At 67.9% G+C, this 22,723-nt stretch carries 25 protein-coding genes; 8 read left to right on the forward strand and 17 right to left on the reverse strand.

Annotation, left to right across the window (positions count from 1 at the left end; genetic code table 11):
* Window positions 1-153 precede the first annotated feature (153 nt).
* Window positions 154-876, forward strand: coding sequence for a sirohydrochlorin chelatase (locus tag NDR87_RS09280; protein WP_251910863.1), 723 nt, complete (start codon window positions 154-156; stop codon window positions 874-876).
* A gap of 116 nt (window positions 877-992) precedes the next feature.
* Here the strand turns inward: NDR87_RS09280 and NDR87_RS09285 are convergent, their stop codons facing one another.
* Together NDR87_RS09285 and NDR87_RS09290 are read right to left on the reverse strand one after the other, a co-directional pair.
* Window positions 993-1,790 carry an HAD family hydrolase gene (locus NDR87_RS09285; protein WP_251910720.1) on the reverse strand — a complete coding sequence of 266 codons (798 nt, stop codon included), beginning with the start codon at window positions 1,788-1,790 and terminating at the stop codon, window positions 993-995.
* Window positions 1,791-1,826: 36 nt separating this feature from the next.
* Complete coding sequence (locus NDR87_RS09290; RefSeq protein WP_251910721.1) at window positions 1,827-2,525, reverse strand: TIGR00266 family protein; 699 nt, start codon at window positions 2,523-2,525, stop codon at window positions 1,827-1,829.
* 569 nt (window positions 2,526-3,094) lie between these two features.
* Between NDR87_RS09290 and NDR87_RS09295 the strand changes: the two genes are divergently transcribed.
* Window positions 3,095-3,856, forward strand: coding sequence for an SDR family NAD(P)-dependent oxidoreductase (locus tag NDR87_RS09295; RefSeq protein ID WP_251910722.1), 762 nt, complete (start codon window positions 3,095-3,097; stop codon window positions 3,854-3,856).
* 60 nt (window positions 3,857-3,916) lie between these two features.
* Here NDR87_RS09295 and NDR87_RS09300 read toward each other — a convergent pair whose 3' ends face one another.
* Both NDR87_RS09300 and NDR87_RS09305 read right to left on the reverse strand, forming a co-directional pair.
* A complete protein-coding gene (locus tag NDR87_RS09300; protein WP_251910723.1) occupies window positions 3,917-4,336 on the reverse strand; it encodes a hypothetical protein in 420 nt (139 codons plus the stop codon).
* 163 nt (window positions 4,337-4,499) lie between these two features.
* Complete coding sequence (locus tag NDR87_RS09305) at window positions 4,500-5,435, reverse strand: YafY family protein (protein ID WP_251910724.1); 936 nt, start codon at window positions 5,433-5,435, stop codon at window positions 4,500-4,502.
* 95 nt (window positions 5,436-5,530) lie between these two features.
* Here NDR87_RS09305 and NDR87_RS09310 point away from each other — a divergent pair, with 95 nt between their 5' ends.
* Together NDR87_RS09310 and NDR87_RS37230 are read left to right on the forward strand one after the other, a co-directional pair.
* The gene (locus tag NDR87_RS09310) at window positions 5,531-5,950 is read left to right on the forward strand and encodes a VOC family protein (RefSeq protein WP_251910864.1); all 420 of its coding nucleotides are present in this window, start codon (window positions 5,531-5,533) and stop codon (window positions 5,948-5,950) included.
* A gap of 292 nt (window positions 5,951-6,242) precedes the next feature.
* The gene (locus NDR87_RS37230) at window positions 6,243-6,962 is read left to right on the forward strand and encodes a hypothetical protein (protein WP_286013247.1); all 720 of its coding nucleotides are present in this window, start codon (window positions 6,243-6,245) and stop codon (window positions 6,960-6,962) included.
* A gap of 262 nt (window positions 6,963-7,224) precedes the next feature.
* Here the strand turns inward: NDR87_RS37230 and NDR87_RS09320 are convergent, their stop codons facing one another.
* Both NDR87_RS09320 and NDR87_RS09325 read right to left on the reverse strand, forming a co-directional pair.
* Window positions 7,225-7,830 (reverse strand): ATPase, encoded by a 606-nt coding sequence (locus NDR87_RS09320; RefSeq protein WP_251910725.1) that lies wholly within the window; start codon window positions 7,828-7,830, stop codon window positions 7,225-7,227.
* Window positions 7,827-8,072, reverse strand: coding sequence for a hypothetical protein (locus NDR87_RS09325; protein WP_251910726.1), 246 nt, complete (start codon window positions 8,070-8,072; stop codon window positions 7,827-7,829). Before NDR87_RS09325 ends, NDR87_RS09320 begins: the two co-directional genes overlap by 4 nt.
* Window positions 8,073-8,394: 322 nt before the next feature.
* Between NDR87_RS09325 and NDR87_RS09330 the strand changes: the two genes are divergently transcribed.
* Entirely contained in the window at window positions 8,395-8,604 is a 210-nt protein-coding gene (locus NDR87_RS09330; protein ID WP_251910727.1) for a hypothetical protein, read from the forward strand.
* A gap of 133 nt (window positions 8,605-8,737) precedes the next feature.
* Window positions 8,738-8,968 (forward strand): hypothetical protein, encoded by a 231-nt coding sequence (locus tag NDR87_RS09335; RefSeq protein ID WP_251910728.1) that lies wholly within the window; start codon window positions 8,738-8,740, stop codon window positions 8,966-8,968.
* Window positions 8,969-9,045: 77 nt separating this feature from the next.
* Here NDR87_RS09335 and NDR87_RS09340 read toward each other — a convergent pair whose 3' ends face one another.
* Window positions 9,046-9,453: a RidA family protein gene (locus tag NDR87_RS09340; RefSeq protein WP_251910729.1), complete on the reverse strand. Its 408-nt coding sequence runs from the start codon at window positions 9,451-9,453 to the stop codon at window positions 9,046-9,048.
* 367 nt (window positions 9,454-9,820) lie between these two features.
* Between NDR87_RS09340 and NDR87_RS09345 the strand changes: the two genes are divergently transcribed.
* Both NDR87_RS09345 and NDR87_RS09350 read left to right on the forward strand, forming a co-directional pair.
* Window positions 9,821-10,900, forward strand: coding sequence for a hypothetical protein (locus NDR87_RS09345; protein WP_251941103.1), 1,080 nt, complete (start codon window positions 9,821-9,823; stop codon window positions 10,898-10,900).
* A gap of 6 nt (window positions 10,901-10,906) precedes the next feature.
* Window positions 10,907-11,506, forward strand: coding sequence for a pentapeptide repeat-containing protein (locus NDR87_RS09350; RefSeq protein ID WP_251910731.1), 600 nt, complete (start codon window positions 10,907-10,909; stop codon window positions 11,504-11,506).
* A gap of 104 nt (window positions 11,507-11,610) precedes the next feature.
* Here NDR87_RS09350 and NDR87_RS09355 read toward each other — a convergent pair whose 3' ends face one another.
* The 10 genes from NDR87_RS09355 to NDR87_RS09395 all read right to left on the reverse strand — a co-directional run bounded on the left by NDR87_RS09355 (window position 11,611) and on the right by NDR87_RS09395 (window position 22,658).
* Window positions 11,611-13,665 (reverse strand): hypothetical protein, encoded by a 2,055-nt coding sequence (locus NDR87_RS09355; RefSeq protein WP_251910732.1) that lies wholly within the window; start codon window positions 13,663-13,665, stop codon window positions 11,611-11,613.
* A 543-nt stretch (window positions 13,666-14,208) separates the two neighbouring features.
* The gene (locus NDR87_RS09360; protein WP_251910733.1) at window positions 14,209-15,792 is read right to left on the reverse strand and encodes an FAD-dependent oxidoreductase; all 1,584 of its coding nucleotides are present in this window, start codon (window positions 15,790-15,792) and stop codon (window positions 14,209-14,211) included.
* 16 nt (window positions 15,793-15,808) lie between these two features.
* Entirely contained in the window at window positions 15,809-16,813 is a 1,005-nt protein-coding gene (locus NDR87_RS09365) for a diiron oxygenase (RefSeq protein ID WP_251910865.1), read from the reverse strand.
* 183 nt (window positions 16,814-16,996) lie between these two features.
* Entirely contained in the window at window positions 16,997-18,130 is a 1,134-nt protein-coding gene (locus NDR87_RS09370; RefSeq protein ID WP_251910734.1) for an Hsp70 family protein, read from the reverse strand.
* Between the two features lie 164 nt (window positions 18,131-18,294).
* Complete coding sequence (locus NDR87_RS09375) at window positions 18,295-19,290, reverse strand: sulfate/molybdate ABC transporter ATP-binding protein (protein WP_251910735.1); 996 nt, start codon at window positions 19,288-19,290, stop codon at window positions 18,295-18,297.
* Window positions 19,287-20,096: a sulfate ABC transporter permease subunit CysW gene (cysW, locus tag NDR87_RS09380; protein WP_251910736.1), complete on the reverse strand. Its 810-nt coding sequence runs from the start codon at window positions 20,094-20,096 to the stop codon at window positions 19,287-19,289. The genes NDR87_RS09375 and cysW overlap by 4 nt, the downstream gene beginning before the upstream one ends.
* The gene (gene cysT / locus NDR87_RS09385; protein ID WP_251910866.1) at window positions 20,093-20,887 is read right to left on the reverse strand and encodes a sulfate ABC transporter permease subunit CysT; all 795 of its coding nucleotides are present in this window, start codon (window positions 20,885-20,887) and stop codon (window positions 20,093-20,095) included. Before cysT ends, cysW begins: the two co-directional genes overlap by 4 nt.
* 67 nt (window positions 20,888-20,954) lie before the next feature.
* Complete coding sequence (locus NDR87_RS09390; protein ID WP_251910737.1) at window positions 20,955-22,001, reverse strand: sulfate ABC transporter substrate-binding protein; 1,047 nt, start codon at window positions 21,999-22,001, stop codon at window positions 20,955-20,957.
* Window positions 22,002-22,193: 192 nt separating this feature from the next.
* Complete coding sequence (locus tag NDR87_RS37860) at window positions 22,194-22,283, reverse strand: Ms4533A family Cys-rich leader peptide (RefSeq protein WP_342773471.1); 90 nt, start codon at window positions 22,281-22,283, stop codon at window positions 22,194-22,196.
* Window positions 22,284-22,394: 111 nt separating this feature from the next.
* The gene (locus tag NDR87_RS09395; protein WP_251910738.1) at window positions 22,395-22,658 is read right to left on the reverse strand and encodes a hypothetical protein; all 264 of its coding nucleotides are present in this window, start codon (window positions 22,656-22,658) and stop codon (window positions 22,395-22,397) included.
* Between the last annotated feature and the right edge of the window lie 65 nt (window positions 22,659-22,723).

A 22,723-nucleotide genomic window follows, 5' to 3' on the forward strand; every position in this document is an offset into this window, starting at 1 on the left:
CCCGGCCTGCCCGCGCGCGACGCCGGTATCGCTGCGCCCTGCGGGGACGTCGGCAGGGGCAACGACAGCTCGGGCAGCGCCGGTCGCCTGGCGTCACCACCGGACAGCGCCGATCGCCTCGCGTCACCATCGAGCAGCGCCGATCGCCCGGCGTTGATCGCGGTCGCCCACGGCAGTCGCGATCCGCGTTCGGCCGCAACGGTTTCCGCTGTGGTCGGTCGGTTGTCGGCCAGCTGTCCGCAGCTCGATGTGCGGCTCGCCTTTCTGGACCTGAGCACGCCCTCGGTGGAGCAGGTCGTCGATGCGGTTGCGGCACAGGGGCATACCGAGGCAGTGGTGGTTCCGCTGTTGCTCGGCAGCGCCTACCACGCTCGGGTCGATCTGCCCGGCCTGCTGGCCCAGGCCGGGGCCCAACATCCGCGGATGCGCCTGGTGCAGGCGGACGTGCTCGGGCCGGACGCCCGGCTCGTGACCGCCCTGCGCGACCGCGTGCTGGAGACCGGCGCGGACCCGCGCGACGGCAGCCTCGGCATCGCGGTCGCCGCCGTGGGTTCCTCCTCGCCCGAGGCGAACCACCGAACCCGCATCATCGCCCGCATGCTGGCCGCGGGAACCGCCTGGCGCACCTCCGTCTGCTTCGCCACCGTCGAACCATCTCTCCCACAAACCATTTCTCACCTCCGATCCCGCGGCAGCGACCAAGTGATGGTCGCCCCGTGGTTCCTCGCTCCGGGCCTGCTCACCGACCGCCTGAGGGCAACGATCCCCGACGTGCCCCACACCTGCCCCATCGGCAACCACCCGCAGGTCGCCGAGGTCATCCTGACCCGCTACCTCGCCGCTCTACCCCACTTGGCCCGCCGCGCGGCGGCATGACCTCTCGCCCGAGGACAACGTCGGCCACCCACCAGCAGCCGAGGTCTTCCCGACCCGCCATAGCTCAGCACCGCACCGATCGGCCCGGTACGCGGCGGCGGGAGCTCCGGTCGTGATCAGTTGCGGAACCAGCGCTCCAGCACCACCGCCACGCCGTCCTCGGCGACGTCGAGGGTGACCTCGTCGGCCAGTTCCAGGATGGGCAGGACGGAGTTGCCCATGGCCACGGAATGTCCTGCCCAGCTCAGCATTTCGCGGTCGTTGTAGCCGTCGCCCATGGCGAGGGTGGCCTCGCGCGGGATGCCGAGCTGCTGGCGTAGTCGCTCGAGCGCCCAACCCTTGGACACCCCCTGCTTGCTGGCGACCAGGAACGGCTCGTACTCGCCGTGGACCCATCCGGCGCCGGGCAGGGTCAGCTCGTCGAGCAGTTCGATCATGTCGGCGAGGGTGCCGCCCGGCCACCAACCGTTGAGTCGGGTGGTGGGTTCCAGGCTGAGCTCCCGATCCTCGACGAAGCGGAATTCGCCGAGCCGGAAGCTGCCCGGATAGTAGCCCGTGGTCCAGGTGCCGACGCCGACCTTCTCCACCGACAGCACCATGTCCGGAAACAGCGAACGCAGCACGCCCACAGCGGGTTCCGGATCGAAGGTGTGCGTCGCCAACGGCTCCCAATTCGAAATATCCACGTGCACAGCGCCGTTGGAGCACAGCGCCTGCCCCTCCTCCAGTCCCAGTTCCTCGATCACCAGGCGAGTCGCCAGCAGCGTCCGTCCGGTGGTGATCACGACGTGCGCGCCCGCGGAGGTCGCGGCGCGCACCGCCGCCCGGACTCGGGGCGAGACCGGCTGCCCGGTCTGCAGGAGCGTGCCGTCCACATCCAGCGCTATCAGCTCGGGCCTGCGTGCAGTGTCCACCGGCTCATTCTTGCCGATCGCCCGGAGGCACTCGCATCACTGTCCGTTCCGCTCGGGCAGCGGCAGGTAGGGCAGCAGGGCCTGGGCCAGGTTGCTGATGGTCAGCGATTGCAGCCACACCCGGCCCGGCCCGGTCAGCGTGGCCAGGAACAACCCGTCGCCGCCGAACAGGATGTTGCGAATTCCGCGCATGAGCGTGATGTCGAAATCCACCCTTGCTTCGAACATGCCGATATGCCCGGGATGCACGCGCAGCGTCTCCCCCGGCGCGAGGTCGTAGTGCACCACCTCGCCGGACAGCTCCACCCACGCATATCCGGCCCCGGTCACCTTCTGCAGGGTGAATCCCGCACCCCCGAAGATGCCCGCACCCAATCGCCGCTGAAAGCTCGTCGACACCCCGATATCGGCGGTGCCACAGAGGAATCCGTGCCGATGCACCAGATAATCCTCCCCCGGCCGCACCGTGATCGGCACGACCTGCCCCGGCAGCTTCGCCGCGAACGCCACGATGCCCGGATGCAGGTCGGCGCCGTACTCGGTCATGAAGAATCCGCCGCCCCCGAACGCCCGCTTCACCGCCCGGAACATGCCACCACCGACGGCCGACGAGGTGTGCAACCGAATCGAATCGGTCATCCACGACAACTGCCCCGCCTCGGCCACCACACTCTCGCCCGGCTCCAGACCCACCTCGAGCACCGGCATCACGGTTCCGATGATTCTGGTCTCCATCAGACCAGTGTCCCCGCCCCAACCCGCCGTCCGCGGCGGGTTGGATCAGCCCGCCAGACACAGCTCACCCAGCAGAGCCAGCGCGTTCCCCTCGCCCCGGCCGCGGTCGCGATCGGGGCCGTGTCGCCAGTCTTCCGGATCGAGCACGGTGGGCTCGGGTTCCCGGGTTCGCCAACCGGTCCAAGCCGCCGCTGCGGCTCGCTCGGCGACACTTCTACTCCATTGCCACATGACGAGTCCTCCCCCTGCGCTCGCTTACGAAACCAACAGTACTGGCGATGTAGAACTATTCGCTAGTGAATTCTTCCATTCGATAGAACATTCGGGCGGCGACATCGGCATGAAACCCATTGCCGGACAGTGCTATCAACGCCCGTCAGCCCACCGTAACGAGAATCATGCGACACGCCAACGGCTTTGAGGGGGGCACACGCCGTCCGGACCGTCGAACCGGACGACCCGCCACCATTTCATGACACGTCAATTAGACGTCCGGAATCCGCCAGCTACCCGATCGGACGACGAGTTGACTCGAAAGCGCAAGAACGGCGAACGAAATGGAGGACGAAATGACCAGCCGGTTCGAGTCGAAGGTGGTACTGATCACGGGGGCCACGTCCGGAGTCGGGGCGGCCGTCGCGCATCGGGTGGCCGCCGAGGGGGCGGCGGTTGTGCTGGGGGCGCGCGGTAAGGAGGCCGGTGACCGGATTGCCGAGCAGATCCGGGCGGCAGGTGGGCGCGCGGTCTTCGTGCCCACGGACGTGACGGTCGGCGCGGATGTCGCCCGGCTCACCCGGGCGGCAGTGGATGAATTCGGACGGCTGGACGCGGCGTTCAACAACGCCGGTGCGGTGAATGCCTTCGGCCCGGTTCAGGACATCGACGAGGCGGGCTGGCGGGCGGATCTGGAGCTGAACCTCACCGGCGTGTATCTCGGTCTGCGCCATCAGGTTCCGGCGATCATCGCCTCCGGTGGCGGCGCGATCCTGAACAATGCCTCGAATCTGGGCGTGGTGGGTATGGGTTCGGTGGCGCCGTACGTGGCGGCCAAGCACGGCGTCGTCGGATTGACGCGGGCGGTCGCACTGGAAACCGCCGGTCAGGGCGTGCGAGTGAACGCCATCGCCTCGGGGGCGGTCGACACTCCGGCCTTCCGCAATTCCATGGGCGCCACCCCGGAGGGCGAGGCGAACGTGGCCGCGCTGCATCCGCTCGGCCGCATCGCCCGTCCGGAGGAGATCGCCTCGCTGTGCGCATACCTACTCAGTGACGAGGCGAGCTTCGTCACCGGCGCGACGGTGTCGATCGACGGCGGCTTCACCGCCCGATAACCGAAAGCAGAACGGCCGCACGCCAATTCGGTGTGCGGCCGTTTCCGATGCGACCGTGGGTCAGGGCAGAACCTGCGGCACGATGGCCGGGTTCACGATGCCGACCAGCGCGCCGATCACGGCACCGGCAACGCCGCCCCACAGGGCGCCCGGAATGGCGCCCACGATGGAGGTGGCAAAACCGGCGATGCCGGAACCGGTCGCGCCGATGATGGCGCCCAGCACGGCACCGTTCTGCACCGGATCATGGTTCTGCGCCTCGGGATTCGTCGCGATCTCCAGCGGGATGCCCGCGGAGACGGCCCCGGCGGCCTCGGCCGGTGCGGCGACCGGCTGGACGGCCTGGGCCTCGACGCTCTGCACGACCGCCGCAGGCTCCGGGGCCGCCTGGGCGACTCCGGTGACGTTCAGCGCGATCGCGATCGGCAGCGCACCCATCAGCAGGGCACGGCTCACATTCCTGGTGGTCCGACGGACCATGATCTATCTTCCTCCCCGACCCCCGATCCCCCGACTGATCGAATGTCTAGTTGTGAATCGAACGAATACTGCTTACCCGATGCGGAATACAAGATCAAGTCGGGGCGGCAGTCCTCGGTGTGGCGAAATACCCTGAGCGGCAGCAATTTCGAGAAAACGAATGTCAATGTCCGTACAACGCCGCCAGCTCACCGGCCAGAGCACGCAGCTCCTCGCGAACCTCCTCGGGCGCAACGACTTCCACCGCCGCACCCCAGCCCGCCAGCTGCTCGGCGATCGAGCGAGCCAGGTGCGCGGTGATACGTAACCGGAACCTGCCGTCCTCGATCGTGCCCTCCGCAATGCAATTGCGGCCGTGCCGATCGCGCAGAATCGGGACGACAGCGGGGTCGGCCAGCACGACGGCCGTGACCTGGGCGCGCCGCTGCTCCATTTCGTCGACCACCTCGGCCCAGGCCGCAGACAGGTCGAAATCCGCTGGGCGCTCGAAGGTCTCGTCGGTGATCTCCGCCCCCCGGATTCGATCGACGCGAAAGGTGCGCCGACCCCGGACGGTGCCCGCGATCAGGTACCACACGGCATCCTTGTCGACCAGTCCCCAGGGCTCGACCTGCCAGTCCGTCCAATTCCGCCCGTAGGTCAGGCGAACCGCACGGCGACGTACGACGGCCTGTTGCAACTGGGCCACCAGAGGTGGTGTGGGTGCATGCCGTTCGCCCCAACCCGCAGGATCGACGACCACGGCGTCCGCCGCGGCCTCCACATCGGCCCGGAACGTCTCCGGCAGCGCGCGCATCAGCTTGCGCAGCGCCGAGCGAACACCCGGCGCGGTGGTGGCGGCGGGCCCGAGCAGGAGGAACAACGCCTGTGCCTCCTCGGCGGTGAGACCGTTGAGATTGGTCCGCGCCCCGCCGACGAGCGCCCAGCCCCCGCCGCGACCGGGCTGCGGATAGACCGGAATTCCCGCCGCGGCCAGCGCCTCCAGATCACGTCGCGCGGTCGCCCGCGACACCTCGAGCTCGGCGGCCACCTCCGCCGCGGTCACCCGTCCCCGGGTCTGCATCAACAGCAGGGTGGCAATCAAGCGGTCCGCACGCATGCCGAAATCTTGCCCGGAAAAGTGCTCATTCGGTGCGCACTTTAACCCGGAGGATGAAGACACAGCACAACGACAACGACCCCAAGGAGACCGAGATGCTGCGCGGAATGACGACCGTGACCTACTTCGCCGACGACCTGGCCGAGGCCGAGCGCTGGTACACCGAACTTCTGGGCATCCCGCCCTACTTCCGCAACCCCGGCGGGTACATCGAGTTCCGGATCGGCGACTACCAGCACGAGTTGGGCATCGTCGATCGCAAATACGCGCTCGACAAGTCCGGCCATTTGGGCGGGCCGACCCTGTACTGGCACGTCGACGACGTCCAGTCCGCCCTCGACCGGCTTCTCGCCCTGGGCGCCAAGGAGCACCAGCCCATCATCGAGCGAGGGGAGGGCTTCGTCACCGCCTCGGTCGTCGATCCCTTCGGCAACATTCTCGGCATCATGTACAACCAGCATTACCTGGACATCCTGAGCACCCGGCCAACAATCGCCACCTCCGGTGCGGAATGACCTACTCCCGCACCCTTTCTCGCCCGGCCCGGCGGGACGGCCGAAAACCGCCCCGCCGGACGGGGGCCGGGCACCCGGTGCCGACCCGGGCCACCTCCAGCGATCGCTCGCATTCAGATCAATCTCGGCCGACGTTAAGCACCACCTTATGTCGGTCGTCGGCCGGGGCTGCGGCCCCTATCCTTCGATGCCGTATGCAAGCGGGAGACTTTCACCACCGACAGGACGCAGTGCACTCGGGGATGGGCGATTCCCGCGGCCGGTCGACGAATTCGGCTGAGGAAACCATCTGATGGGCAAACACAGCGCACCACGAGATCCATTCAGCGCCAAGCGAGTGGCCGTCCTCTCGGCCACCGCCGTGATCACCGCGGTGGTCGTCGCCGATCAGCGCCCATGGCACGACAGCAACGAGGCGGCGGCGCCGCAGGAGACCGTCGACCTGCCCACCGTCCGCGTATACCCGGACCCGATCGCGCCCCCGGAGATCACGCCGCACACGATCGTTCCGCCGCCCGCGGCCGACTATCCGGGCGACCAGATCTCACCACCCGAATATCAGGCGGGCCCTGCCGAGCAAGCCGAGGAGCCCGCACCCGGTCGAGTGCATCCGAACCGGGATCCCCACCCGCCTCGAAGCCAGGACCCCGCGATCACCGTCTCCCACCACGACGGTGATCCGAATCCGGACGCCACTCTGCATCCCCTGCACGACATCTCCCAGCACAACCCCGCCATGGCCCACGACCTGGAGACCATGACGCACACCTTCACCGCCAGCATGAGCGACGCGATGGACGCACGCGACGCATTGGCCCAAACCCTCCACCCCACAGCGGCCCCCGCCACCGACAACCCCCACACCCCCAAGCGCCAACGCGACCTCGCCGAAATCGCCACCGCGATCACCAAAGCCCTGGCCGACCTGGCCATGGCCCTGCAATCCGCCGCCGCGGCCGTAAACCCACACACCGCCGACCTCGACACAACCGAAACCGCGCCCCAGGAGTGATACGCCAGGACCTTCCGCCGTGCGCGACAGCGGGTTCTCCAGGGCGGCGCATTCCGATCCCCCGGATGCGTACGCATCTGGCCTCGGCAGATGCGCTCGTTGGGGGCCTGGTACCCGGCGTGCGGGGCGGTGCGTGGCGTCAACGTGCGACTTCTCGATAGTGAACGAGGAATTCGTTGATCACGCTGTGGTGGTCGGTCCGGGCGGGCAGAACCATGGCTCACACACCGCGGCCGCAGCCGCGGACTCACAGCCTGCCGACCTACGCGATCTCGTCCGCGCGCTCACCGATCACCTCGCGTCCGTCGCCCGCCACGGCTGACAGCGGAGAGCCGGCCGACCTGTCCGGAAGCCAACCGCTGAGGGCGATGATCTGCGCCGCGATGTCGGTGACGCTGCGGTCGTCGGTCTGGACTCGGTGGACCCAGTCCGGCGCAAAATCGTTCAATCTCCGAGCGGCCCGGGCACTGCGTTCGAGATGCTGGGTCAGGGCGGTGCCGATCTCGCGGCGGGAGAGGCGTTCCCGCGCGGTCTGGTCAGTGCAGGTCAGGAGGACAGCGGTGACTGCGGGGCGGTCTCCCATGGCCGCGGTCAGCTCGTCGATGACATCCTCGATGACGCTGGCGGTATTCACGTAGATCAGGCGGCGATAGCCCAGCGCGCGGTAATTGGTCCACATCGCGGCGAGATTTCGTTCCGCCAAACCATCTTCGGATGTCGGTGGGCAGGCCATATCGAGGAAATCACCCTCGATCAGGCAGTGGCGCACCTCCGCGACGGACAACCGGGTGTGCACCTCGCAGCCGACGCTGCTCTTGCCCACCCCGGACCGACCACCGATGAACAGCACCTCCGTCGAGACGCTCACGCTTCCTCCCGCCGCCGATGAACCCGGAGTGCGTACGGTCCCATCACCACTCCCGCGGCGACCGCAGTCGTCACGATGCCGATGGTGATCGTGCCGAGCGGCTTCTGCAAATCGGGGCTGGCAGCGGGAACGACGTTCAGCATGGTGTGCAGCAGAATCGCCGCGGTCACGCCGCGGCGGGTGCGGTTGTGCAGCCAGAACGGTGCGCCGCAGCAGCGCCACCGCGGCGGCACCACCGCCATCGCGCCAGGTCAGCCCCACCGCGACCACGACCGGCAAGACAAAGATCAGCGCACTACTCGGCAGCGACATGGTCCCGACGCGAACCCCGCCCGTGACCGCACCGAGCACGTAGAACGGAATCGACAGTGCCGCAACCAAATCAGGAACGGCAGCGGTTGACCTCGCACTTCCACCATCCCCACCCTCCAAAGATCACCTGCCCCGGCGAGACGTCCGAACCGTCGAAACTCGCACCCCCAACCGGCCAGCGCGGCACTCGCAGCCCCTCTCAATAGGCCCCGACCCCTTCTTCCCCGCGCTCCAGGCCAATGTCGTATCAGGTTGCTGTCAGACGTGTACCAGCCGGGCTGGCGGCTGTATTCAGAGGTCGACAACCTCCGCGACACCATCGCCGATGCCATCCCAGCCGCCAGGTCGGCCAGACCGACCGGCCCTACGATGACCGAAATGGCTCGCAAGATCACCGCGGCCCTTGCCGCCCGACGAACCATCGCCAATCCTGGATTGACGAAAGAATTTGCGCCGCAGTGACATTCGCTGTCCTGGTAGGCAAGTTGTCGGCGGGTCGGGTTATGCTCGGCACGCACTCCGGCGTCGTCGGCAGACGATCGCTGGTTGCCGTCGCTCGACGGCACGGGGGCCGGGTGCTGATTCGGAGGGAATTGTGTCGAGCAAATCTGTCGCCTTGGGATTCGCGGCGCTGGCCGCGGCCGCGGTGGCCGGTGCCGCCGGGGCGGGACAGGCCCAGGCAGCGCCGCAGACCCATAGCTTTTCGGGGCTGAGCCTGAGCGCATGCCAGAGCAAGGTCGCCGATGCGCGCCGGGCCGGGGCGGTCGCGGCCGTCTGCCTGCCGGATGGCACGAACACCTACAAGGCGGTCATCGTCCACCGGTAGGACGAGCTGCCGAGCGGGGCTCATGGCCGTTCCCGGACGACCCGGGCGCGGCCATGGCCAACATTCGGAGTGGGTGACTAATCCACCACGGCCGCAACGGCTTCCAGCTCGACCAGCTGGTCGTCGTAACCGAGCACAGTCACCCCCAGCAACGTACTCGGCACGTCATGGTCGCCGAACGCGTCCCGAATGACCTCCCACGCCGCCACCAGATCGGCCTGCCGCGACGATGCCACGTAGACTCGGGTACTGATCACGTCCTCGATGGATGCTCCCGCCTCGGCCAATGCGATGCGGAGGTTCTCCATCACCTTGCGCGCCTGGCCGGCGTAATCGCCGACGACGGCGGTGGACCCGTCGGCCTCGAGCGGGCACGCCCCGGCCAGGAAGATCAATCGAGCTCCGGCGGGAGCTGTTGCGGCGTAGGCGTATTCGGCGGCGTCTGACAGCACAGTGGAGCGAATCAGCGTGATGTTCTCGGGCACCTCAACACGCTACCCGCGGCACGCGTGCCGCGTTCGTCGGTGCGCCCTCGGACCGCATTTCGGGCCGGTATCGCCCCCTGTACGGGCTCGACGAGAACTTTCCGGACGGTCGGTGCCAGAACCGCTACATGAAATCGCATCTCTGCTACCGTGGCCTCGATCACAGGGACCGCATGGTCATGCCCCGCAACGCGCGGCGTGGGCGAACGGCCCGATGCGGGACTCGACGCCGAAACGGTTCCGATCGACCAGGACAGCTCCCCCAGAAGGGCCGCGAATGTGAAGATGCTCAGCTTCGGAAGTCCGAGACGCAGTCCGCGGATTGGACATCGGAAGGTTCGGTTCGCGGACCCGAGGATCGATCGTCGTGACCGGTGAGCAGCGCGGTTTCCCTGGCGTACATCTGTGCGGCAGCCTCCCCTTCGAGGGGACCCGGGAGGCGTTCGACTGGATCCGTAGCGAGTTCGGGCCGTGGGTGCACCGAGTCCCGGACGAGACCGGTGTACGTGCGGGATTCATTCTCACCCAACGCCCTCATTTCACCGACAATCCGGCGTTCGAACCCGCCGGTCCCGTCCCGGGACAGCTGATTCCCCTGACCTGCGTACGCCTGCGACCGGGGTCGACGGCAGCCGACGTCCACTTCGAACGGTTCCACTACGCGGATGCCGCCAAAGCGTCCTTCGCCCTGTTCCGAAAGGCCAAGCAGGACGGCGTATTTTCCGCCGAAGCGAAATTCTTGTTCCCGATCCCCAGCCCACTGACCCCGGTCGCAATATTCGTCGCCCCCGAATCGCTGGCACAGGTATTGCCCGCGTACGAGGCACAGACTCGAGCGTCACTGCACGAGATTCTCGACGCGCTGCCGCATTCCGAGCTCGCGATCCAGTGGGACGTGCCCGTCGAGGTCGTCAGCTGGGACGGATTGATGCCCAACCCGCTGCACACCAAGGAAAAGCTGCTCGAGTCCATGCTGGCGCTGGGAAATTGGATCCCCGACGACGTCGAGCTGGGCTATCACCTCTGCTACGGCAACTCGGAGACGTTCAAGCACCCGAGCTCGCCCAACGCCACCGGCCTGGCCGAAATCTGGAACGGCCTGACGACGAACCTGCGCCGAAGGATCGATTTCGTACACATGTCGATACCCCTGGAATGGGAATCCACAGATCACTACCGCGCATTCACCGGCCTCGAATTCGACCCCACCACAGACCTCTACCTCGGCGTGGTCCATCACCAGGACGGCCTGACCGGAGCACGGCGACGAGCCGAAGCCGCCGCACAGATACTCCACCATCCATTCGGAGTATCAACCGAATGCGGAATGGGACGCTACGGCTCGGCAGAAAAGTTCCAGGCCGCCGTCGAGGCCCTGAAAGCCTTGGCCGAGGAAAATGCACACCAGAACCCGTCCACACACGGAACCACCGGCCTCGCGCACTAGGGCCGAATGGACGTCGAGCGGGAGCTGCAGGTTAGGCTCATCGCGCAACGACTCCTCGCGCAGTTACTGCCGAACCGGGACTCCCCCACCGCGAGCTACGACCTCGACCTGACGGGCGCCTGCCTGGTGCGCTTCGATCTGTCGGGGCGCAAGATCGGCTCGCTGGCCCTGCGGAACGCGAGGCTTCTCGACGGGGCACATTTCGACGACTGTGTCGTGACCGGACCGGTGCGGTGCACGGCGATGCAGGTCGACGACGGCCGGCTTCGGTGCCGGGGCACCGTCTTTCACGACGAGGTTCGGTTCGACGGCACCGGCTTCGCCGCCTTGGCCGACTTCTCGCGCACCCGGTTTCTGGAGAGGGCCTCCTTCAAGGAGGTGAACTTCGACAGCGACGCGGACTTTCGGGAGGTCACCTTCGCGGGCTCCCTCGATTTGTCCCGGGTTCGCTTCGCGGGGCATCTGGACATGCGCCTCGGCGCGGTGCCGCCGACGCTGGCCTTCTACAACACGCAGGTGAACCCGCAGCGGGACGTTCAGCTCCCGCCCGAATGGGAGCTGCTCGACCGTGACAATCGCGTCTGCCTGTCGGTGCGCATCCGCTGAGGACTCCGGGGGGGCGTGGTGGCCCCATCATCGCGGTCACCACGCCGCACCATGGAGATCGACGCAGCGGCCCCCTCATCGGGCCGCGATGGCGCGTACTGAAATCAGAGATCCCCGCCGCCGCCGGCCCCACCGCCGGACCCACCCGATCCGCCGCCGGACGTGCCGCCGCCGGACAGTCCGCCGCCGGACAGACCGCCGCCGGAGAAGCCGCCCGAGGGGCCGCCGGTGGACAGACCGCCGCCGAGCGATGATCCACCGGAAGACGTACCGCCCGAGAGACTTCCGGAGCCGCCGCCTCCGACGGCGCTGCCGCCGGTGGATGTGGCACCCGAAGTGGAACCGCCGGACGACGTGGAACTGCCCGCGGACGAGGCACCGTCCGCGGTGGAGGAGCCACCGGTCGATGCGGAACCGCCCGGCGTCGAACCGCCGCTATCGACCGTCCCACCCGAACCCGTTGTACCCGAGGTCGTTTCACTGCCGGGAGCCATGCCACCGGCTGCGGGCGACGCCCCGGCCCCACCCGGCGAGGTCGCGACCGGATCGACGGCCGGACGATCCGGAACCGACGGAACCGAACCGGTCGTACCCGAAGGCGTACCGACCACGGGCGCGGGCGGCGGCGCACCCACCGAGGCCGCAGGCGGCGGAGCCGACGGCACGGGAGCGCCAACAGGTCCGGGACTCGGCACGCCGGTATCGATAGGCGCGGGCACAACAGCCCCCGAAACGGGACCGACGACCGGCGTAAAGGACTCTCCCGCAACCGCTCCGGGCGCGATGGGTCCCGGCATGCTGACCGAGGGAAGCTGGCCGCGGACCGGCTGCCCCGTCGCCACCCCGGCCTGCCGCGGTGGCGCGAACGGCAGCGGGTTGGTGAACTGAGCGGGATCGGCATAGGTCGACCGCCACCCGGCCGGATCACAGCGCGACCCGCTCCCCTGCGCCCGGATCGCCTGCTCGGGCGTCACTCGCGGTGAGACCGCCTGCGCGACCGTGCGATACGTACGGCCGGTGGTGAACGAGGTCAGCAACCCGTCGGCCCCGCGCGACAGAGGAGCGCCATCGGCGAACTCCTCCAACAGCTCCACATCACGAATATGCTGGCGCACGCCGTGTGCGGGACCGGCCAGCGCGGGCGCGAACTCCAGGGCCGGTCCGTCGGTTCCGATCGGTCCGCCACCGAGCATGGTGGCGGCGGACATCGCCATGGCCGACACCACGGCGGCACTGGACGCCACGGCGGCTCCCCGGGCGTATCGCCCGAAATTCGTTCCGCGGTCGGCCAATCGGGCCGAGGCGAGGGCGGCACCCGTGGCAACGGTGTGCGCCGGATCGGGCGCCATGACCACCGGCGGTCCGAGCTCGGCCAGCACCTGCGCCACCTCGGCCGGTCGCACCGCGCCGCCGATCAGCAGCACCCGATCGATATCGCGCAGGGTCAGCCCGGCCGCGTGCACGCAGTTGCACACGATCCGAAGCGAATTGCGCACATGCCACACCCGTAACCGCTTGGTGTCGATGGCAGGCACCACCTTCGACACCGGCGACGGCACACCCGGCGACAGCGCCCGCGCGTACCGGGCCAGGATCGTGCCCAGCGGCCGACCGCCATAGTCGTGCGAACGCACCGGACGTCCCAGCACGCCCCGCTCGTCGCGATCGGCCTCGGTGCGCACGACGGCGACGTCGAGGCTGTTGCCGCCGAGGTCGTAGACCAGCGTGAGGCCGTTCTCCGACACCCCGTGCTCGGCATCGAGCCACTCCACGGCCGCCACCGGTTCGGGCATCTGCATGACGTCGACCGCGCCGGTCCAGTCCAGCGCGTGCCGCAGCGCAGCCACCTGGCGCTCGGTGTAGCAGGCCGGATAGGTGGCGATCGGACCCGCGGCCGGTTCGTTCGCGGCGATCAGGCAGCCGACGACCGCCGCCACCAGATCGGGCGGGGTCCAGATCCGCCCGCCCAGCAGCACCGGCTCCGAATCCCGGGTGAGATCGGCGAAGTCGGTGACCACCGGCGCGAATCGTGGGATACCGCCGATCCGCGGGCCGCCCGCGCTGTCGAAGGTGACCGCCGTGCGCCGAACCCGCACGGCCGGGCGGTCACGTTCCCCGGAGGTTGCCGCCCACACGGAGTTCACTGTGCCGATGCTCATGCCGAAGCCAACAGTCATTGCCATCCCGTCAACGCACCGTGACCACGGCCTCACGGAGACGAACCATGTGGTCGCGGTCGTTTACCAAACAGCGAACTCAGGTTAGCTGGCGCTTGTCGATCACGAATGCCGAATGCGGAGAAAAGGTTTCATACCCACTGGTCCGCATCGCAAATCCGCTGATAGTCCGGCATACAAGCCGACTCTAGGGCGGAAAATTACTACTCAATCGTCCAATACCGAGTGAAACCAGCTACCGTGCAGTAATTCACGATGAATACCGACCGGTGCGCTGCGCAGGGTTGGAGTTGATCTCCCAGCGCTTGAATTCGACCGACCGTTTGCTAATGGCTGGGCGGTAGCTATCCCCTTAGTCAGCGGCAAATCCGGCATATCATCCACCGCCGAGGGACCACTCGGTCTCCGGAAAACGGTCTCGTACAGAGGAAGTCGTGACCCCGCACGATCGCGTTACCGCCAAACGACAGGGCGGGCGGTCGCACCAGGCTCGGTGCGACCGCCCGCCCACGAGAGCATCGGAACTCACGCCCGGGACAGCAGCCTCCGCTTCCACCACGGCCGGCCAGCGGCACCCCCGCGCACGGCGACGGGGCGGCGCTCGGTGATCAGCCGGTCGAAATCGGCCGCGTCGCGGGCGGGTTCGGCGAGCCGACCGGCATTGAAGTCGTCCACCAGCTGCCGCACGGTCTCCTGCGCGCACGACTTGTTGGTCCCGATGAATCCGGTGGGACCGCGCTTGATCCAGCCGGTGACATAGGTGCCGGGCACCACCGCACCCTCGGCGGACCGCACGACCCGGCCGTCGACATTCGGGATCACCCCGCGCTTGTCGTCGAACGGCAGATCCGGCAGTGCCACACCGCGATAGCCCACGGACGCGAGGACCAAACCGGCGTCCAGGGTTTCGATCTCGTCGGTGGGCACCGCGCGCACCGTGCCGTCGGTCCCGGTGACGAGCTCGTTGCGCACCAATTCGATGCCGGTGACCCGATCGATACCCGCCAGCGCGAGCGGCGAGGACAGATAGCGGAAGACGATCCGCTTGCGCGAGCCCACCGGCCGCTCGGCCAGCCCCCGCAGCAACCGCAGCTTGTGTTCCACCTTCTGCGGCATACCGGGTGTCGGCTCCGGCACCTCACCCTCGACCACGATGTCGACGTCGGCGGCCAGCAGGCCCACGAATTCCGGCACGGTGAAGGCGGATTCGGCGGGACCGCGACGGCCGACGATCACCACCTCCTCGATCTTGCTGTGCCGCAACGCCTCCAGCGCCCGCGGCGAGACCTCGGTCTCGGTGAGCAGCTCCGGATCGGCGGTCAGGATGCGCGCGACATCGAGGGCGACATTGCCGTTGCCGACGATCACCGCGCGCCGATGCGACAGATCGAATTCGCGCTCGGCCTGATCGGGATGCCCGTTGTACCAGGCCACGAATTCGGTGGCCGAGACGCTGCCGGGCAGACCCTCCCCCGGGATCGACAGCTTGCGATCGGCCGAGGCGCCGACGGCGTAGATCACGGCATGAAAGTGCCGCAGCAGATCGGCATGCGAAATATGCTCGCCCACGGCCACATTCAGATACGACCCGAATCCGGGCTGGGCCGAGATCACGTCGAACAACCGGCTCACCTGCCGAGTGCGGGTGTGGTCGGGCGCGACGCCGTGGCGAGCCAGGCCGTAGGGCACCGGCAGCCGGTCGAAAACCGTCACGGTGACATCGCGCTGGGTCAGCAGTTCGTCGGCGGCGTACATGGCCGACGGGCCCGACCCGACGATCGCCACGCGCAGCGGCCCGCGATCGGCCGAAACCGCCGGTGCGGGAATGGGTTTGGCCAGCGTGGGCCGCGGCCGGGACTGGCGGTAGAAGTCGGCGTTGATCTCGATGAACGGCTTCTGCTCCGGGGTCAGCTTCTTCGACGAGGTGATCGCGTCCACGGGGCAGGCCGTGGCGCAGGCACCGCAGTCCACGCAGGCGGCCGGGTCGACATAGAGCATCTCCGCCGTGCGGAAGTCCGGCTCATCCGGCGTGGGATGAATGCAGTTGACCGGACAGGCGTACACGCACGAGGCGTCGCTGCAGCAGGATTGGGTGACGACGTAGGGCATCGTTGACCGCCGCCGCTCACCCGGCCCGCACGGCGCGCAGCGGCTCCGACCGGTACCGGGTGGTGTGGCCGTCGATCCGCAGCGCCTTCCACACGCCCTTGGCGATCGGGTTCATCAGCCCGATCTCCTTGGCCAGCGTGCGCACGTCGCCGAAGAAGTCGCTGAACTCCTGCTTGGCTTCCTTGGTGCCGTAGAACAGCTCCTTGCGGACGTAGTCCGGGATGTCGAACTTCTTCCAGAACGACCGCGGCGGCGTGTAGATCGAGCGGCCCAGGATGAACATGACGATCGGCATGGCGATCGAGAGCACGAACTTGTTGGCCGGATTCGTCTGGGGCACATGGTTCTTGAGGAACTCGTGCGCGAAGGAGATGTGGCGCGCCTCCTCGGCGACGTGGATGGACATCACGCCGCGCATGATCGGGTGCACCTCCTCGCCGGAGCGCAGGATCGCCTTCTGGATGTGGTCGATCGGCTCCTCACCGGCGAGCACGGCCATGAAGAACAGGTTCGGGAACAGCGCGGCCACCGGCGCGCCGAGGTATTTGAACTTGCTGACCAGCGGGCCCATGCCGGGCACGTCCTCGCCGATCCGGTTGACCATCTCCTGGAACATCAGGGTGTGGTTGTGCTCCTCGATCATCTCGTGGGAGCAGCAGCGGAACTCCGGGGAGCCGTTGGGCAGGCCGAAGTTGTGCACCACCATGCCGCTGATCAGGATGGATTCGAACTGCAGGCCGACCTTCGCGACATTGGCCTGGCGGTACTTACCGATGGCGATCTTCTCGTCCAGCGGCAGCGCCTGATACCAGGGGTGGCGGCCGAGGGCGTCGCCGGAGGCGGGCAGGACCCAGCGCTCCTCACCGGCGTCCGCGGCGAAGTCCGGGTTGTCCCAGTCGATGTCCTCGAACGGATCGAAGTGCTTGTTGACCGAGCCCTCCGACAGCAGCATCAGCTTCTGGGCGTATTCCTGTGCCTGGGCGACCACGGGGTCGACGTCGGGCGTAGCGGCAACGGACATCGTCGTCACAGCCTCTCCATCTCGCACTGTTAACTGTGTCCCATAGTTACACCAACGTGAAGTCACGTCAACTAGCCGAGCGGGGAGATAGGGGTATGCATTCACCCTCGGTGCACAGATGTACACCCGAGCAGGGAGTACCCGCGAGTAGTGCGGCTATGGGTGTGTTCCAAGTAACAACGGTCAGTGCGAGGGCGCGACGATGCAGACCCCGCTGGCGTCGATGATCACGGAGCTGGACCCCTCGTTGGCGACCGCGGTGGCGGCGAACAGCGCGCCCGCGGCGGCGACCGCGGTGGTCACGGCCGCGCGGGTCAAACGCCGCCGCAGCCCGCTGCCGCCCACCCGGACGACGCGGCGATGGGCGACCGCGACCGGCTTCGCCGCCGACCGGCAGGCCAGGATGGCCGCCCCGTCGGCGACGGTGCGCTCGGGGTCCGGCGCGACGAAGACGGGCCGGGCCAGGGTGTCGCCGAGCACTCCGGCCACCTCGGGCGGGCGGGCCGCGCCACCGACCACCAGGACGCGATCCACGTCGGCCATCGTGACATCGGCGATGCGCAGACATTCGTAGACCAGCCCCAGGGACTTGCGAATGTGCGCGGTGCGCAGCTCGGTGATCTTGGCGTCGGACAGCACGCCGACCAGGGTGGGCGTATCGTCGGCGCTCCAGTGTGCGCGCCGGGCCATCAGGGCGCCGAAGGCGCGGCCACCGAAGACCTTGGAGCGCAACGGCTCTCCGACGATCGGATTCACCGGGCAGCCCGCCCCGACCCGCACCAGCGTCACGGTGAGCCCGGAGCCGCCCAGGTCGTAGACCAGGGCCAGACCGGGCATGAGCGGACCGTACTGGGCCTCGAGCCAGGCGGTGGCGGCGATCGGCTCGGCGACCAGCCGGGCCTGTTCCAGGCCGACCGCGTCCAGGGCGTGGCGCAGATCGGCGACGACCTCGGGCGGATAGGCGACCGGGTGGGTGATGGTAATACCCACGCCCGCTTCTGGTTTCGCGCCGATCGTCTGCCGGATCACACTGTCGGCGACCGTGGCCACCAGATCCGACGCCGACAGCGCCCGATGCCCGACCCGGGCCGTCGGGGCGCCGCGTTGGGTCAGATCGGCGAATTCCGCGATGGCCCGGCCGTGCCGAGGTATGCGGCCGACCCGGGCGGTGCCGGTGCTGTCGAAGGTGAGCGTCGTGCGCCAGGTATTCGGCGGCCCGGCGGCCCGGCGATGCGGCCCGTGCCTGCCCTCGTCCCTGGTCGCAACGGCGCAGACCGTGTTGACCGTGCCGATACTCACTCCGAGCCCAACCGTCATCGCACCCACCTCGATCGACGAGCCGTGTTTATCGAACCGTGATCCGACCCGTCTCAAGGCAATCACTGTGCTGGGTGCTTGCCAAGCAGAGGACACGGCATTGTCCGCCGAGCGCCTGTGGGGTGATCTAGTGGTTGCCGCCGGTCGGCACGAACGAAAAGCGCTCAGTGGGCGGGCAGCTCGGGAATCCGGGTGGCCCGGGCGTAGACCGTCTCGCCGTCGCGCAGATGCAGTGCCTCGGCGTCGCCGCGAGTTACTTGCGCGGTGAACGGGTCACCGGTGGCGGCGTTGCGGAGTTCGAGGCGGACCTCGAAGCCCAGGTGCACCACGCGTTCGACGGTGGCGCGGGTGACACCCGCGGATTCGGCGGTGCCCTCGTGGGCGGCCAGGGCCATGCTGGGGTCGCGGCCGATGCGGATGTCGTGCGGGCGGACCAGATGGCCGTTGAGTTTGGCGACCGCGCCGAGGAACGACATCACGAATTCGTTGGCGGGGCGGTCGTAGACATCCTCGGGGGAGCCGACCTGTTCGATGCGACCGGCGTTCATGACCGCGATCCGGTCGGCGACGTCGAGCGCCTCCTCCTGGTCGTGAGTGACCAGCACGGTGGTGACGTGCACCTCCTCGTGCAGCCGCCGCAGCCATTTACGCAGATCGTGGCGGACCTTGGCGTCCAGCGCGCCGAACGGCTCGTCCAGCAGCAGCACCTGCGGATCCACCGCCAGCGCGCGGGCCAGGGCCATGCGCTGGCGCTGCCCACCCGACAGCTGCGCCGGATAGCGATGCTGGAAACCGTCGAGCCCCACGATGCCGAGCAATTCGTCGACCCGCCTGGCGATCTCGCGCTTGGGCCGCTTGCGGATCCGCAGGCCGAAGGCCACATTGTCGCGCACGGTCATATGCTTGAACGCGGCGTAATGCTGGAATACGAAACCGATGTCGCGCTTCTGCGGCGGCACGCGGGTCACATCGCGCTCGGCGATGACGACCACCCCCGAATCCAGCGATTCCAATCCGGCGATCGACCGCAGCAGTGTCGATTTCCCGGATCCGGAGGGTCCGAGCAGCGCGGTCAATTCGCCGGAGGGTATGTCGAGACTCACGTCGTCGAGGGCGGCGAAGGAGCCGTAGCGCTTGTTCGCGTTGGTCACGGTGATCATTTGGCAGTGCCCCGCTTACGCTCGAGAAGGGTCATCAGAATCAGGGTGACGAGCGCGAGACCCATCAGCAGGGTCGCCGCACAGTAGGCGCCAAAGGTGTTGTGGTCATTGATGTATCGGCCGTGTACCAGCAGCGTCAGCGTCTGCGAGATGCCGGGCAGCGCGGAGGACACCATGATCACCGCGCCGAATTCGCCGAGCGCGCGGGCCACGGTCAGCACGATGCCGTAGGTCAGGCCCCACCTGATGGCGGGCAGGGTGATTCGCCAGAACGTCTGCCAGCGGGTCGCGCCGAGGGTGGCCGCGGCCTGCTCCTGATCGTCGCCGATCTCGTGCAGCACCGGAATCACCTCGCTGACCACGAACGGCAGCGTCACGAAGATGGTGGCGATGACCATGCCCGGCAACCCGAAAATCACTCGGAAGCCGAGGTTTTCGATACCGCCGAACCAGCCGTTCGCACCCCAGAGCATGATCAGCGACACACCGACCACCACCGGCGACACCGCGAACGGCAGATCCACGATGCCCTGCACCAGGGTGCGACCCGGGAAGTCCCCGCGCACCAGCGCGATCGCGGTGAGCACGCCGAACACCACATTCAACGGCACCACGATCGCCACGATCAGCAGCGACAGATCGAATGCGGCGATCGCGGCCGGAGTGGTGATGGAGTCGATGAACGCGCCGACACCGCGTTCGAAGCTGCGCCACAGAATGATCACCAGCGGCGCGACCAGCAGCACGAACAGATAGCCCAGCGCGATCACGCGCAGCGAAATCCGGGTCGGGGCGGACAGTTTCATCGCGACGACTGCTCCTTGCGTGCGGTGCGGTCGGCGAAGATCCGCAGAATCAGCAGGGTGGCGAACGAGATCGCCAGCAGCGCCACCGAAACCGCCGCCGCGTTCACCGGGCGGTCGACCTCGATCTGCTGCTGGATGTACTGCGAGGCCATCTGGGTCTCGCGCGGAATGTTGCCGCCGATCAACACCACCGACCCGTATTCGCCGATGGCGCGCGCGAAGGCCAGCCCACCGCCGGAGATGATCGCCGGGGCCAGCGTCGGCAGGATGATCCGCCGGAAGGTGGTCCAGTTGTCCGCGCCCAGCGAGGCCGCGGCCTGCTCCACCTCCTTGTCCGCCTCGATCAGCACCGGCTGCACCGAGCGCACCACGAACGGCAGCGTGACGAACGCGAGCGCGACCACCAGGCCGGGCTGGGTCGCGTTGAGGTGCACGCCGATCGGGCTCTGTGGCCCGTACAGCGACAGCAAGACGATGCTGGCCACGATGGTGGGCAGCGCGAACGGCAGATCGATCAGCGCGTTCACGATGCCCTTGCCCGGAAACTCGTCGCGGACCAGCACCCAGGCGACCAGGGTGCCCATCACGACATTGATCAGCGCCACGATCACCGAGACGAATACCGTCACCCGCAGCGTGTCCACCGCCGCGGGGGCGGTGACCGCGCTCCAGAATCCGGACCAGCCGTCGTCGAAGGAGTGCACGGTCAGCGCGGCCAGTGGCAGCAGCACGATCACGCTGAGCCACAGCACCGCGATGGCGACACCGAGCGGGCCGGTCGAGCCGGTCATGCGCAGCCAGGACCGGCTCGGTCGGCGCTGGAGACTACTGTCGGTCACAGTCGGAGTATCCCGTGTGCTACTTGGTGGCCTTGTCGTAGATCTGCGCGATGCTGCCGGTGCCCTGCGCGAACAGGTCCTTGTCCACCGTCTTCCAGCCGCCCAGATCCGCGATCGTCCACAGCTGCCGCGGCGCCGGGAAGTCGGCGGCGAATTCGGCGGCCACCTTCGGGTCGACCGGCCGGAAACCGGCCTCGGCCCACGCCTTCTGGCCCGCCGGGGTGAACAGGAAGTCCTTGAACGCCACGGCCTTGTCCAGGCTCTTGCTGTTCTTCAGCACCGCGACCGGATTCTCGATCTTGAAGGTGCTCGGCGGGACGAAGTGCTCGATCGGATCGCCGTTGCGCTCGGAGAAGATGGCCTCGTTCTCGTAGCTGAGCAGCACGTCGCCGGTGCCCTGCAGGAACGTCTCGGTCGCCTCGCGGCCGGACTTGGGCTGCACCTTGACGTGCTCGGTGGAGATCAACCGGCTCAGGTAGTCCAGTCCGGCCTGCGGATTCCGACCACCCTCGCTCTTGGCGGCGTAGGGGGCCAGCAGATTCCACTTGGCCGAACCGGAGCTGAACGGGTTCGGGGTCACCACCTCGATGCCCGGCTTCAGCAGATCGTCCCAGTCCTTGATGCCCTTGGGATTGCCCTTGCGGACCACGATCGCGACCACCGAACCGAACGGAATTCCCTTGTTGGCGTCGGCATTCCAGCTCGCTTCCACCAGCCCGGCGTCGACCAGGCGGGTGATGTCGGGCTCGACGGAGAAGTTCACCACATCGGCCTGGGCGCCGTCCTTGACCTTGCGGGACTGATCGCCCGAGGCGCCGTAGGACTGCTGGATCTGCACGCCCTTGCCCTTGTCGGTCTTGTTGAACTCCGGAATCACCCGGTCGAAGCCGGGCTTGGGCACGGCGTAGGCGTAGAGGTTGAGGGTGCCGCCGCTGCCGTCGGCACCACCACCGCCGGTGCTGTCGCTGGCCCCGCCGCCGCAGGCGGTCAGGGCCACGGCCGCCAGCGCGGTGAGTGCGACGGCGGCGGTACGTCGACGCGAGAGGAACCAGGAGCTGCGAGACATCGGGTGAACCCTTTCCTGCTGCCCGCCACGGTGGGATACCAACAAGATTGTGGCGGAACGTGGTGTTGCCGGAAGACCCGCCGCGCGGAGCACGGCGGTTGGCGCGGCTACGGCGAATGCCGCCGGAACGGGTTCGGTCTGCGAAAGACGCGCGCCGGTGGAGAATTTACGCGCAGCCGACCCGGTCAGCCGTCAGCGACAGTAGATATCGGCGACCACGAGGCAGCGCACTGCGATCAACGCCAATTCATGGCGGACCTGCGGCACAACACTCGACGACACGGGCAGACTGTAGCAGAGCGCGCGGAAACCTCGCGAATCACCCAAACGGAAACGAAGAGGCCCCGTTGGGAATTCGGGGCCTCTCGGGTTCGAACGACGCGGGTCGGGAGCCTAGTCCTCCTCCACCTCCGGCGGACTCTCCAGCAGGTCGAGCACCCACTCCTCGGCCGCGGTCTCCTCCCCGTCCTCGCCGTCCTCCTCCACCCGCAGGCGGTTGTGCAGGCGCACGCCCAGGCCGAGCAGCTGCGCTGCCCGCACCATCTCGATCGCCTCCTCCGGCGAGGCGTAGTGGGTGGCGATCAGGCGGGGACTCTCGTCCAGCTCATCGGGCTCCAGCAGCTGCTCGAGCTCCGCGAAATCCTCATCGGTTGGCATGGGGTGCACAGTACCCGAACCCGGTTCGGGCCAATCATTTTTGGCAATCTGCCAGCGAATTCGCT

This window comes from Nocardia sp. CDC159, assembly GCF_023740735.1.
Classification (GTDB): Bacteria; Actinomycetota; Actinomycetes; order Mycobacteriales; family Mycobacteriaceae; genus Nocardia; species Nocardia pulmonis.